This window comes from Pseudomonas sp. NBRC 111123 (assembly GCF_001320205.1).
In the GTDB taxonomy this organism is placed as follows: Bacteria; Pseudomonadota; Gammaproteobacteria; order Pseudomonadales; family Pseudomonadaceae; genus Aquipseudomonas; species Aquipseudomonas putida_J.
This window is the reverse complement of the sequence record NZ_BCAZ01000078.1, coordinates 1-12,854: the sequence shown is the minus strand read 5'-3', so window position 1 is coordinate 12,854 and position 12,854 is coordinate 1. Positions and strand designations below refer to the sequence as shown.

Annotated in this window: 11 protein-coding genes; 4 read left to right on the top strand and 7 right to left on the bottom strand. The window is 64.4% G+C overall.

All coding sequences use genetic code 11. From position 1 onward, the window contains the following. Positions 1 to 252 precede the first annotated feature (252 nt). Positions 253 to 1,041 carry a formate/nitrite transporter family protein gene (locus APH27_RS24750; RefSeq protein ID WP_027920457.1) on the top strand — a complete coding sequence of 263 codons (789 nt, stop codon included), beginning with the start codon at positions 253 to 255 and terminating at the stop codon, positions 1,039 to 1,041. A gap of 178 nt (positions 1,042 to 1,219) precedes the next feature. Then, positions 1,220 to 1,663, top strand: a complete 444-nt coding sequence (locus APH27_RS24745) for an acetyltransferase (protein WP_060486150.1) — start codon at positions 1,220 to 1,222, stop codon at positions 1,661 to 1,663. 28 nt (positions 1,664 to 1,691) lie between these two features. On the opposite strand, the gene APH27_RS24740 is transcribed toward APH27_RS24745, so the two are convergent. From APH27_RS24740 to APH27_RS24715, 6 genes are all read right to left on the bottom strand, one after another. Further along, positions 1,692 to 4,181, bottom strand: coding sequence for a TonB-dependent siderophore receptor (locus APH27_RS24740; RefSeq protein WP_060486149.1), 2,490 nt, complete (start codon positions 4,179 to 4,181; stop codon positions 1,692 to 1,694). Between the two features lie 112 nt (positions 4,182 to 4,293). Then, positions 4,294 to 5,229: a FecR domain-containing protein gene (locus tag APH27_RS24735; RefSeq protein WP_060486148.1), complete on the bottom strand. Its 936-nt coding sequence runs from the start codon at positions 5,227 to 5,229 to the stop codon at positions 4,294 to 4,296. Between the two features lie 5 nt (positions 5,230 to 5,234). Further along, positions 5,235 to 5,735, bottom strand: a complete 501-nt coding sequence (locus APH27_RS24730) for a sigma-70 family RNA polymerase sigma factor (protein WP_027920453.1) — start codon at positions 5,733 to 5,735, stop codon at positions 5,235 to 5,237. Positions 5,736 to 5,806: 71 nt separating this feature from the next. Then, a complete protein-coding gene (locus APH27_RS24725) occupies positions 5,807 to 6,784 on the bottom strand; it encodes a D-2-hydroxyacid dehydrogenase family protein (protein ID WP_060486147.1) in 978 nt (325 codons plus the stop codon). 106 nt (positions 6,785 to 6,890) lie between these two features. After that, complete coding sequence (locus tag APH27_RS24720) at positions 6,891 to 8,045, bottom strand: MFS transporter (protein ID WP_060486146.1); 1,155 nt, start codon at positions 8,043 to 8,045, stop codon at positions 6,891 to 6,893. Positions 8,046 to 8,072: 27 nt separating this feature from the next. Then, on the bottom strand, positions 8,073 to 9,752 hold the full coding sequence (locus APH27_RS24715) for an amidohydrolase (protein WP_060486145.1): 1,680 nt from the start codon (positions 9,750 to 9,752) through the stop codon (positions 8,073 to 8,075). 123 nt (positions 9,753 to 9,875) lie between these two features. Between APH27_RS24715 and APH27_RS24710 the strand changes: the two genes are divergently transcribed. Continuing rightward, on the top strand, positions 9,876 to 10,496 hold the full coding sequence (locus tag APH27_RS24710; RefSeq protein WP_027920449.1) for a TetR/AcrR family transcriptional regulator: 621 nt from the start codon (positions 9,876 to 9,878) through the stop codon (positions 10,494 to 10,496). A 156-nt stretch (positions 10,497 to 10,652) separates the two neighbouring features. Here APH27_RS24710 and APH27_RS24705 read toward each other — a convergent pair whose 3' ends face one another. Beyond that, positions 10,653 to 11,564 carry a LysR family transcriptional regulator gene (locus tag APH27_RS24705; RefSeq protein ID WP_060486144.1) on the bottom strand — a complete coding sequence of 304 codons (912 nt, stop codon included), beginning with the start codon at positions 11,562 to 11,564 and terminating at the stop codon, positions 10,653 to 10,655. A gap of 94 nt (positions 11,565 to 11,658) precedes the next feature. On the opposite strand from APH27_RS24705, the gene APH27_RS24700 reads away from it, so the two are divergent. After that, on the top strand, positions 11,659 to 12,822 hold the full coding sequence (locus tag APH27_RS24700; RefSeq protein ID WP_060486143.1) for an MFS transporter: 1,164 nt from the start codon (positions 11,659 to 11,661) through the stop codon (positions 12,820 to 12,822). Positions 12,823 to 12,854 lie beyond the last annotated feature (32 nt).

The following is a 12,854-nucleotide window of genomic DNA, read 5'->3' as shown; positions in this document are numbered from 1 at the left end:
TCGATCTCAAAGGCGCTAGAGATGTTGAGGCGAACACTCCCCTCATCGACCCCATCTATCAACCCATCCACCCTATCAATTTGACTGCGACATTCTGCCTCAGTAACGTGCGCGGCTCTTCGTTGCAGCCCCAGAGACCACCCGTTTTGCCTTCCCCCTGAAGCACCTCTGCCGTACCCCCGCAATCCATTAATCCCCGACCTCCGGCATGCCTCTGGGCATGGCTGGCGTCCCTGCGTTCGAGTTACTGAAATGTCTGTCAATGCCCCCTCCCGGATCACCGAGCTCGTCATCGAAGCCGGTACCAAGAAAGCCCAGTTGCCCACCCGCGCGCTGCTTATCCTCGGTTTCCTCGCCGGTGGTTTCATCTCGATGGGCTTCATCCTGGCCATCCATGTCAGCGCGATGATCCCTGGGCAGTGGGCTTCGCTGGGCAACTTGCTGGGCGCCGCAGTGTTTCCCATCGGCCTGATCCTGGTGATCCTGGCGGGCGGCGAATTGCTGACCGGCAACATGATGAGCCTGCCGTTGGCCATGTTCGCCGGGCGCATTCGCCTGGCGGCCGTGGCGCGCAACTGGCTGCTGGTGACCTTGGCCAACCTGCTGGGCGCGCTGTTCGTGGCGTATTTCTTCGGCCACCTGCTCGGCCTGACCGAGGGCGCCTACCTGGACAAGACCGTGGCTGCCGCCACCAGCAAGGCCAGTGCCGATTTCGTCCATGCCTTCGTCTCTGGCATCGGCTGCAACTGGCTGGTGTGCCTGGCAGTGTGGCTGGCCTACGCCAGCCGTGAAATGAGCGGCAAGATCCTTGGCATCTGGTTCCCGATCATGGCCTTCGTCGCCATCGGCTTCCAGCACGTGGTGGCCAACATGTTCCTGATCCCGGCTGCGATCTTTGCCGGCTACCTCAGCTGGGGCGCGCTGGTTCACAACCTGGTCGCGGTGTTCCTCGGCAATGCGGTGGGCGGGGCGATCTTCGTCGGCCTTGCGTATTACGTGTCGTTCGGTGCCGCCGCTCAGGAGCAGGCGACGGCGCAGTAACCGTCTTTACCACACTGGCAAGGGTGGGTAGCATGGCGCTTCCTCCCTTTCCGGCTGTTTTGCCGTGCACCGCCCAGGCGTTGATTCGCGAAGCGGGCATACATGATGCCGACATGAGTACGGTCGCTTTGCCAAGGCGTACCGATAATCCGTCATCAGAAAATATCAGGATGATTCCATGATCATTCGCCAAGCTATCGCCGCCGATCACCCTCGGCTGGTCGACATCTGGCTGCGCGCCGTGCGCGCGACGCATCACTTCCTGCAGGCGTCCGACATCGATGCGTTACTGCCGCAACTGCGCGATGTCTACTTGCCTGCCGTCGAGCTTTGGGTGGCTGTCGACCCTGAAGATAGGCCGCTGGGCTTTATCGGGCTCAATGAAAACCATGTGGAAATGCTTTTCATCGATCCCGACCGGCGGGGGCAGGGCATCGGCCGGGCGCTGCTGGATTTCTGCCGCAACACGCGCGATACCTTGAGTGTCGACGTGAACGAACAGAATCCGCAGGCAGTGGGCTTCTACCTCCACTACGGCTTCATGCAGACCGGGCGTTCGCCGCTGGACGGCGAAGGCCGGCCGTTTCCCTTGCTACATATGGCCTTGGCTGGCAAGGCATAAGCCGCATCCTGCAGAGCCCCGCAGAACCCTAGAACGTCCCTTGCAGGGTGACCATGAAGTTGCGCGGCTCGCCATAGAAGTTGCCCCACCCCGGCGCACCAATGGTGGAGTAGTACTTCTTGTCGAACAGGTTGTTGCCGTTGAGTGCGACGGTCCAATGCGGGTCGATGCGGTACTGCACGCGGCCGTTCCACAAGGTGTAGCCCGGCTGGACAGCCTTGGTGCTGCCGGTCTTTCGGAAGTTCTCGCTCTGGCTGTTCAGCCCCGCACCCAGCGTCCAGCGCTCCAGTGCACCGTCCAGCTGGTAATCGCCCCAGACCTTGAGCATGTGCCGCGGAATGAAGCTGGAGGTAAAGGTCAGCTCGGTCGGGTCGGTGTCGTTGATGGTCTTCAGGTACTTGGTCTGGGTATAGGTGTACCCGGCCAGCAGTTGCAGGCGTTCGATCGGCGCGCCGCTGATCTCGGCCTCGAAACCTTGGGCGCGAACCTTGCCGCTATCGCTGTAGCAATAACCGTCGCCCGAGCCCAGGCAGGTGTCGGCGTAGTCGGTTTCGGCGCGGTGTTCTTCGACGGTGCGGAACAGGTTGAACGAGGTGTTCAGTGCGCCATCGAGCAGTTCACCCTTGATACCGATTTCGTAGTTGGCGCCGGTCTTCGGCTGCAGGGCCTGGCCCTGGGCATCCACCAGGTTGCCCTGCGGCTGGAAGATGTCGGCGTAGCTGGCGTAGGCGGTCCATTGCGGGTTGAGGTCGTACAGTACGGCAGCGAATGGCGTGACCTGGCCATTTTTCGCGCTGCGGTTGTGCACCCAGTAGTCGTAGGCCTGGGTGTAGGCGTCGCTCTTGTTGCGGTACCAGCTCACCCGTGCACCCAGCACCAGCGTCAGTGGCTCGGCCAGCTTCAGGCGCAGGTTGGCGTAAGAGCCGTACTGGGTCGTGGTGGAGTCGTTCGGTACGCTACCGCCCCGGCTCGGGTTGACCAGGTAGTCTGCCGAGGATGGATGAGGGAAATTCGCCGACGGGTCGAAGGGATTCTGGCTGCCACTGAGCGGCATCAGGGCGAAGTAGTCGTGGGTCTTCTGGCGGCTGGCGTTGGCGCCGATGATCAACTCGTGCTGCAGGCCGAATGCCTCGAACTTGCCATCGACATAACTATCGAAGCCATAGTCGGTCTGGTCGTAGTCGAAGTTACCGGCGGTGCGCCTCATGCTGGAGCTGGTGGCACCCACTGCTACCGCACCTTCGGCAAAGGCATATTCGATGTCCTGGTCGTTGTGGGTGTAAACGGAGGCGAAGTTCAGCGACCAGTCATCATTGAACTGATGCTTGAGGTCGGCGAAGCCGGTGACGCGCTGGCTTTGCAGGCTGTTCCAGCTGGCACCCAGGCAGGTCGAGCGCGGCAGCTTGAGGTCGCTGCCGTTGGCGTAGCGCGGCAGGCCGCTGTAGCAGGGCGAGGCATCGACATCCTCATAGGCCAGGCCGACGCCAAGGGTGGTGTCGGGTGTCATGTCCCAGTCGAGGGCACCGTAGTACACCTGGTCCTGGCGGTCGGCATGGTCGTAGAAGTACCGGCGGTCCTGCACGGCGGCCACGGCGCGGCCGCGCACGCTGCCCGAGTCGTTCAGCGGGCCACCGACGTCCACCTGGCTGCGGTAATTGTCCCAGGTGCCGGCGGACAGGGTCAGGCTGGTGGCGGCCTGTTCCTGGCCGCGCTTGCGTACAAAGTTCACGCCGCCGGCCGATGAGCCGGAGCCTTTCATCATGCCGGCCGCCCCCTTGAGCACTTCGACACGGTCATAGAACGCCATGTCGCTGGAGAAGCTGTTGGCCTGCACGTAGTTGCCTCCCACGTCCAGCGGCACGCCGTCATACTGGTACTGGCCGTCGAGGTTGAAGCCACGCGAGTAGAAGTACTTGCCGCCCATGGGGGAGTCGTACACGGTGATGCCCGGCGTCTTGTCCAGCACCTGCTCGAGGGTGTTGAGGTTCTGGTCGTCGAGCATCTTGCGGGTCATCACTGTGACCGCCTGGGGTGTCTCCTTCAGCGTGTGCACGCCTTTGCCGATGGTTACCGCGCGGGCAGTGTAGGATTGCGTGCCTTCACTGGTCGCATCGAGCCGGTCGGCATCGATGTTCAAGGGCCCCAGTTCCATCGCTGCGTCATCGCTGGCCGGTATCAGCACATAGCCACCGTTACCCAGGCGCCGGGCCTGCAGGCCGCTGTTGCCAAGCAGGCGGGTCAGGCCTTCGTCGATGCTGTAGCTGCCCTCCAGGCCATTGCTGGTCAGGTGACGGGCCTGTTCGGTATCGAACGAAATGGTCACGCCGGCCTGTACACCGAACTGGGTGATTGCATTGCCCAGTGGCCCGGCGGCCACATGGTAGGTGGTCTGGCTCTGGGCCAAGGCATTGCCTGGCATCAGCAGCAGACTGGGGGCGCTGGCCAGGGTCAGGCCGAGCAACACCCGGCGTACGGCCTGGCTCAGTGTGGTGGCTGGGGAGGGGTGAGTATGGGGCATTGCGTGATCCTTCCGTGTCATGGCAGAAAGTCGCTGTCGTCGCGGCTTGTGTCAGGGACGGACGAGAATCGAAATCAGCAAGGTTCGCAGTGAAGTTTTTTCCACGGGCGATTCAGGCGGGTTCCACACTGACCCAGTACCGGCTCAGGTAACGCACCCGCACGGGCAGGGTCTGGTCGAGGTTGGCCAGGGCAATATCGGTATCGTCGATGCGAAATGCCCCGGAAATGCTCAGCGAGCGAATCGACGCGGCGCAGCGCAGTACGCCGGGCCGGTAGCGCCCCAGTTCCTCGATGAAGTCAGCCAGGCGCCAGTCGTTGACGCTCAGCATGCCGTGCTGCCAGGCAGTCGAGTCGGCGGGCAGGGGCAGGGCGGGGCTGATATGGTCGCGGTTAAAGCTGGCCTGTTGCCCTGCGGGCAGGCGCAGCAGGTGCTCAGGATGGTGCTGTGGCCGCACTTCGACGGCAGCCTGCAGCACGCCGACGCGGGTTTGCCCCGGCAGCTTGCGCACACTGAATTCAGCTTCCCGGGCAACGATGCTGCCGTCATCGGTGTGCACGATGAAGGGCCGCTGCCGAGGGTCGTACGCGGCCTTGAGCAGTATCTCGCCACCATACAACTGGACCGTTCGCAGTTTCTGGCCAAGGCGCACGTCGAGCGCGGTGCCGACGTTCAACTCAAGCTGCGAACCGTCTTCCAATTGCAGCGAACGGCGCTCGCCAGTGCCGGTGTGCTGCTGGGCGAGCAGGGTGCGATAAGGTAACTGCTCGGCGGCCAGCCAGCTGCCGCCGCCCATGGCCAGCAACAAGCCCAGTACTTTCAGCACATCACGGCGCTGTGCCTGTGCGGCACCAAGCCCTTTCAGCGCCGCCTGCGCAGGTACCAGGGCCCATTGTTGCTGAAGTTTCTCGACCCGCGCCCACGCTGCGGCGTGCTCCGGGCTGGCTTCCAGCCACTGGCGCCAGGCGCGGGTGCGGGCGAGGTCAGCAACGCCGTCGTTGAGTTGCACGTACCAGGTGGCGGCGGCTTCGAGGGTCTTGAGTTCCAAAAGAGTCAGGCCTCGACCAGCAGCAGGCAGCGGGTCATGGCGCGGATCAGGTGGTTTTTCACCGTGGTCACCGACACCTCGAAACGTTCCGCCGCAGCCGCATAGGTCAGCCCTTCCAGTTGCACGGCAAGGAAGATATCGCGGGTGCGCGCCCCCAGCTCGTCAAGCAAGCTGTCGATTGCGACCAGCATTTCGATGATGGACAGGCGGATTTCCGGCGACACTTCGACGGGTTCCGGTCGCAGTGCCAGCGCTTGCAGGTAGGCCTGCTCGATAGCGCGGCGGCGTACCTTGTCGATCAGCAGCGAGCGGGCGATGGCGCTCAGGTAGCTGCGCGGCTCACGGATCGGCAACTGGCTGCGTGCCGTCATCACCCGCAGGAAGGTGTCGTGGGCCAGGTCGGCCGCATCGGCGGCATTGCCCAGGCGCATACGTAGCCAGTGTTTCAGCCAGCCGCTGTTTTCGCTGTACAGCCGGTGGATAGCTGCGTCATCGAGCGCCGACATAGGGATCAATCCGTAACCTAACTGGGAATTGTTCGCATTGTTGCGGCGCAGGTCTGTAATTGCAAGTGCTGTCAGCGGTCGGCATTCAACGCTTGCGGGTTGGCAACGTTCTTCGGTGCACCTTGGGTGAATGCCAGCACATTGTCGAAGGCATCGCCGAAGTACAGCTCATAGCCGTTCTTTTCCACGTAGCCCAGGTGAGGGGTGCTCAGCACCCGCGGGTGGGTGAGCAGGGGGTGGTCTGGCTCGAGTACCGGCTCTTGCTCGAATACATCCACCGCAGCGAAGCCCGGCCTGCCGGTGTCGAGCGCTTGCAGCAATGCCCCAGGTGCAATCAGTTCGGCGCGGCTGACATTCACCAGCAGGGCATCGGCTTTCATCCGCGACAGATCGTCGAAGGTCACGCCATGGCGTGTTGTATCCGAGAGCCGCAGGTTGAGGCTGAGGATATCGGCCTCGGCAAAGAACGCCTCACGTGATTTCGCTGCCCGATGCCCGTGCGCCTCGGCCACTGCCCGGCTGCCTTCGCTGCCCCACACCAGCACCTGCATGTCGAACGCCTGGGCATAGCGCGCCAGGCGCTGGCCGATCTTGCCGTAGCCCCAGATCCCCAGCACCTGGCCGGCCACTGCCTGGCCCAGGTTGACCTGCCACTGGCCTTGCCTGAACGCTTCGATCGCCGGCACCAGTTGGCGCCGGGCGTTGAGGATCAGCGCCCAGGCAAGTTCCGCCGGTGCCACTGGCGAGCCGCGGCCTTCGGTGACGACGATGCCGCGGGCCGTGCAGGCCTCGAGGTCCAGATGGCCGGCGACTTTGCCGGTCTGGCTGATCAGTTTGAGGTTGGGCAGCCGGTCGAGCAGGGCGGCATCGATGCGCGTCCGCTCGCGGGTGAGTACCAGGGCGTCGGCGTTGGCGAAACGTGCGGACAGTTCGTCCAGCGAGGCGGGTTGCTTGTCGTGAAACACGCTGACTTCATGCCCGGCCAGGCGCTTGAAGCAATCGAGTGAGCGAATGACGTCCTGGTAGTCGTCGGGGATGGCAATGCGCATGGTGGTCGGCCCTGGAGTTAAGTGTGTCGAGTTGCGACGGTTCCCCAAGCATAACGCGGTCTCTGTAGGAGCGTCCCGGCAAGGCCGCTTCTACAAATGCGGGGCGTCAGCCGGCTGATTGTGTGCGTGGCTGCATCACCCCGGCCATGCCCTTGAGCACAACCCCCAGCATCACCGCGACCCCGGCACTGACAAAAATCGTCTCGTGCCCGGCGCTCTGCTGCTGCAAGGCCACGAACGCCGGCGCCAGTGCCGCAGCCGCCACCTGCAGGATGCTCACCCACGGCGTCAAGGTGCCGCGCGGGTCGTTGGTGGCAATGGCGCCCATGTAGTAGGTCAGCGCCAGCACCCAGCCAAAGTTCATCAGGAACAGCGCCACGCACAGTTGCTCGGCATCCTGTGCATGGCGCGCCAGCAATACGATCGACAGCAGCACCAGCAGCGAGCCGAAGCCGATCATCGGCCCACGCCTCACCCGCGCGCCCAGCACGCTGGGCAAGGCCCCGCCGGGCAAGCCGCCGAGGATCCCCAGGCCGAATGCCCAGCCCACGTCCAGCGGGCTGATGCCGCGCTCGCGGGCCAGCTGGTCGACAAAGCCCCAGATGCAGTAGATCGCCAGTTGCAGGCACAGCATCCCCAGCAAGGCATAACGCCCGAGCGTGGCGCAACCCACGCCACTCTGGATCACCGGCACGGGGGCCTCGCGGTGCAGCCGCTGCGGAATGGCCAGCGCGACCAGGGCGATCAGCACGAACCAGAAGCCGATGCTGGCCATTGCCCCTCGATTGCCGACCAGCTCCGCAAGCTGTGGCATGCAGGTGGCGTACAGGGCGAACACGGCGGTCTGGATCAGCAACGACAAACCATACGAACGATCCTGCCCTGGCAAGCGCCCCAGCCCGCTGATCGCGCCGGCATACAGCACGCCGGTGGCGACACCGCACGTCAGCCGGCACAGCACCAGCGCTGCCAGTGAATCCAGGGTTGCACTCAGCAGGTTGAGCGCCAGTGCGGCGAGTGCGCCCGCCAGGTACAGGCCGCGGCCACCGAAGCGCCGGCCCAGCAGCGGCAACAACAAGCTGCCGAGCAAGGTCCCGGTCATTTCGCTGGACAAGACCCAGCCTTGCTGGCTCAGGTCCAGGCTCAGCCGTTCTGCCAACAGGCCGATGAAGAGCGGTTGCACGCCAATGATGATCAGCGCCGTGGCGGCGATGTAGATCAGGGCGGCACGCAGCAGCAGGTTGTTTTTATTGTTGTGCATTGAAAATTCCCGGGTAGGGCATCAGGTTCAGGCGTGGGGGAGGGTGCCTGCGTCGTGGGTGATGCGGCCGTTCATCACGGTCAGCGCCACATCGGTCTTGCCGATCTGGTAACGGTCGAGCTCGAACAGGTCCTGCTCGAGGATGATGATGTCGGCGCGCTTGCCGGCGGTTATCGAACCAATCTCTTTTTCCAGCCCCAGCTGATAGGCGCCGTTGAGGGTGTAGGCGGCGATCAGTTGCGGAATGCTCAGGCGTTCGTCGGCATCGGGCATCACTGGCGCATCAGGCTCGCCACTGAGCTGGCGGGTGTGGCCCGACTCGATGTGCTCCACCGGCTTGTGCTGGCAACGGCACTGGCAGACCAGGCCGTCCATGCCGATCGACACGGTCACGCCCTGGTCGATGAAGGTGCGGAACTTGTACATCGACGCCCAGCGCTTGAAGCCATAGGACTGCTGGATCGCCTCGGCGTAGGCATCGACCACGCCCCATTGCAGCTGGGTGTTGGCCATGACCCCGATGCGGCGGAAGCGTGGGATGTCATCAGGGTGGGTGAGGAAGGCGTGGGTGATCACATGGCGGCGGTCGCGCGGCGGGTTGCTGGCGAAGGTCCGTTCGAACACGTCCAGCGCCATGCGCACGGCCCCATCGCCCACAGCGTGCACCATCACATCGATACCGGCGGCATCGGCCCGGCGTACATGCTGCTCGAACAACGCTTCGGGCATGGTCGTCGAGCCGCAGTGCGGCTTGTCGCAGTAGGGTTCGAGCAGGAACGCGGTGTGGTTCAGCTCGGTGCCGTCGAGCATCAGCTTCAGGGTCTGCGCTTTTACCAGCGGCGAGTCATAGCGGCTGCGCATGCCTTGCAGGATGCTTACCGGGTCATCCTCGGTGCCCATGTTGATGTAGCTGCCGACCACGCGCAGCTTCAGGCGCTCTTCACGCTCCAGCTGCTGCAGGGTTTCGTACAGCAGGGTCTGGTCCCCGGCCGGGTCGAGAAAGCCTGCGTCGAACACGGTGGTGATGCCGGCGGCGACCAGCTTCTCTTGCCAGAACGGGATAGAGCGCAGGTACAGGTCGATGCCGGTCGGCAGGTAACCGGCTTCGCTCAGCCGCTGCATCAGCAGCGAGTAGGCCGCGCAGTCGATGATCACGCCGGTGGGCTCGCCGGTGAGCGGGTCCTTCTCGAACCAGCTGGCACCTTCTTCCACGGCCGGGGTGTCGCGGTCGATGCCGGCAGCCTTCAGTGCGTAAGTGTTGACCCACATGGTGTGGTAGTCGGTGGACAGCAGGCACACCGGTTTGTCCGGGCAGATGTCGTCGAGCACTTCGCGGCGCAGCATGTCGGCCGGCATCAGCGGTTGAATCCAGCCCATGCCGGTGATGGCTTTCTCGCCAGGGTTGGCTTGCACGTAGCGCTTGAGCAACGCCAGCACCTCATGCGGGTCTTCATGGTTGACCAGGGCCTGGAAGGCGAAGGCGGTGCTCGAGAAGTGCCAGTGCGATTCGACGAAGCCCGGCAGCACCAGCTTGCCAGCGGCGTCCAGCAAGCGCGTGGCGGGGCCGGCGTGGGCCATGACACTGGCGTGGTCGCCAACGCAGAGGATGCGCTCGCCCTGCACAGCCACGGCGCTGGCCCATGGCTGGTGCGGGTCGACGGTGTAGAGGCGGGCGTTGTGGATGATGAGATCGGCGGCGGTGGTCATGGCGGCTCCCTGGGGCAAAATGCCGCGCTAGTTTTGTGTCGGTTAAAAGTTTTAGTCAATAAAATATTTTTGCGGGTTGGCTTTGCGGTATGCTTGCCACCGGTTTCGACAAAGGGTTGCAAAGTGAGCGGATTGCGCGAGCAGCAGAAGGCGCTGCGCCGGGAGACGATCAGCCGTACAGCGCTGGGCCTGTTCGAGCGCCAGGGCTTCCAGACCACCACCATGGAGCAGATTGCCCGCCTGGCGGCGGTGTCGGTGCCCACGGTGTTCGCCTATTTCGGCAGCAAGCAGGAGATCCTGCTGGAGAAGTTGCGCGAGGCCGACCACCGCGCGGTAGCCGAGGCGCGCAGGCGCCTTGGGGAATTCGAGCAGGCGCTGGATGCATTGTGCTGCTATGAAACGCACCTGACCGATTACGCCTTCGAGGTGCTGCCGGCACCGTTGTGGCGGGAGATTCTGCCGCCCTTGCTGCCCTTGCTGGGCAGCAATCAGCGCGATGTGCCAGGGGCCTACAAGCGGGTCAACGACGCGCTGGTCGAAGAGCTCAAGCACCTGCTCCAGGACCTGTGTGACAGCGGCAAGCTGCGTGCCGACCTCGATGTGGGCTATGCGGCGTTTCTGATCAACGACTACGGGCATTTGCAGCTTCTGCGGCTGTGCAGTCGCGAGCCGCTGGACCTGGTGGCGCACCGCGAGGATGTGCGCCGGTTCATGGGGTTCTTGCTGAAAGGGATGCAGCGTTAAGCAACGACTGTGGTCTCTGTAGGCGCTGCCTTGCCGGGGCGCCGGACCGGTTGGAAAGGGCTGCGAAGCAGCCCCAGCACGATCAGCAGTGCTGCTCAAATCCCGGGGCCGCGCTGCGGCCCGCTTGCGACACGAGGCCGCCCCTGCAAGACCGTGTCAGATTGGCGTCAGCGGCCAGCCTTGGTGATGCTCCAGCAGAAAGTCGACAAACACCCGCACCCGCGCCGGCATCGCCGGCCCACCCACGAACACTGCATGCAGCGGCTCGCGGTCGCCGGGGTTGTAGTCTTCCAGCAGCGCCACCAGCTGACCGTTGTTCAGCTCATCGGCCACGGTAAAGGTCCCGATCCGGGCAATACCCGCCCCCAGCCTGGCCAGTTGCGCCAGCGCCTCGCCACTGCTGCACTCGATATTCCCCGTCACCTTCAATGAAAAATCCTCCCCCTCCCGGCGAAACGGCCAATCCGGTGCGGCCCGCCGGAAGTTGAAGCGCAGGCAGTTGTGCTGCGCCAGGTCCTCTGGCTCCTGCGGCGTACCGCAGCGTGCAAGGTATTCGGGCGAGGCCACGACCACCTGGCCGGTATGGCCAATGCAGCGCGCGCTCAGCGAACTGTCCGGCAGCTGGCCAAAGCGCAGCGCCACATCGGCCTGTCCGCCATGGATATCGGCGATTTCATCACTCAGCGTCAGGTCGACCAGCACCTGCGGATACAGCGCGCTGAACGCGGTCAGCAACGGCACTACCGTCAGCCGCCCATGCCCCAGCGCCGCGCTGACCCGCAATCGCCCGCGCGGCACACCCTGGTCGGTGATCGCCTCTTCCACCTCAAGCAGGTCCGCCAGGATGCGCCGCGCCCCGCGCAGGTACGCCTCGCCTTCGGTGGTGAGGGTGATCGCCCGGGTGGTGCGCAGCAGCAGGCGGGTGCCCAAGCGCTGCTCGGCGCGGGCAATGATGCGGCTTACCGCCGAGGGCGTCAGGCCCAGTACGCGCGCGGCGGCAGACAGGCTGCCTTCATCCACCACCCTGGCAAACACCTCCATCTCCCCGGATCGCCCGTTGTAGTCCATCTGTGCCTCCAGCGCAAAGGTGGTTGCCGGCAAACCGGTCTAGTGCATTCAAAGGCTGGATCGTAGCATTCCCGTCATAGATAAGGAGCCTTGTATGCGTATCAATCCCCCCCTCGTGGCGCTCGCCATCGGTGCCTTCGGCATCGGTGTAACCGAGTTCGCCCCCATGGGCATGCTGCCCGGCATCGCCGCCGATCTTGGCGTGTCGATCCCGGCTGCAGGCCTGCTGGTCAGTGCCTACGCGCTAGGCGTGCTGATCGGTGCCCCATTGATGACCCTGGCCACCGGCAAGGTCCCGCGGCGTTACCTGCTGATCGGGCTGATGGCCATCTTCACCTTGGGCAACCTGCTGTCGGCCCTGGCCACCGACTACCAGAGCCTGCTCATCGCGCGGGTGGTGACTTCGCTCAACCACGGCGCGTTCTTTGGCGTCGGCTCGGTGGTGGCGGCCAGCGTGGTGCCGCCCGAGAAGCGGGCAGGGGCGGTGGCGGCCATGTTCATGGGCCTCACCCTGGCCACCATTGGCGGTGTACCGCTGGCCACCTGGTTCGGTGAACTGCTTGGCTGGCGCACAGCATTCTGGGGCATTGCCGGCCTGGGTCTGGTGGCGATGGCTTCGCTCTGGTTTGCCCTGCCCAATGTGCCACTGCCCAGGAGCGCCGGGGTGATGGCCGAGATTCGTGTGCTGGGGCGTGGCCCGGTGCTGGCGGCGCTGACGCTGACTGTGGTTGGCTCCAGCGCGATGTTCACGGTGTTCACTTACATAGCGCCGATCCTGCACAGCCAGGCCCAGGCTTGCACCCCCTTCATCACCGCCATGCTGGTGCTGTTCGGCGTCGGCCTGACCCTGGGCAATGTGTGGGGTGGCAAGGCGGCGGATCGCTCGGTGGACCGTACCTTGATCGTGTCGCTGCTGGTGCTGATTACGGTGCTGCTGGTGTTCCCGGCGATGCTTGGCGGGTCGCTGCCGACGGCACTGGCGATCCTGGTCTGGGGCATCGCCAGTTTCGCCCTGGTGCCGCCGCTGCAGATGCGTGTGATGGACGCCGCCAAGGAGGCGCCCAACCTGGCCTCGGCGGTGAACATCGGTGCTTTCAACCTGGGCAATGCCATTGGCGCGGCGCTGGGTGGCGCGGTGATCAATGCCGGGCTGGGGTATTCGGCGGTGTCGTTTGCCGGGGCGTTGATGGCGGGGTTGGGGCTGGTGTTGACCCTGGCCTGGCGTAGTCGCCCGGTGGGGGTGGGGGCAGTGGCGTAGGGGGGGCTGCAGGGCTTGCCTTGGCTTTTGCA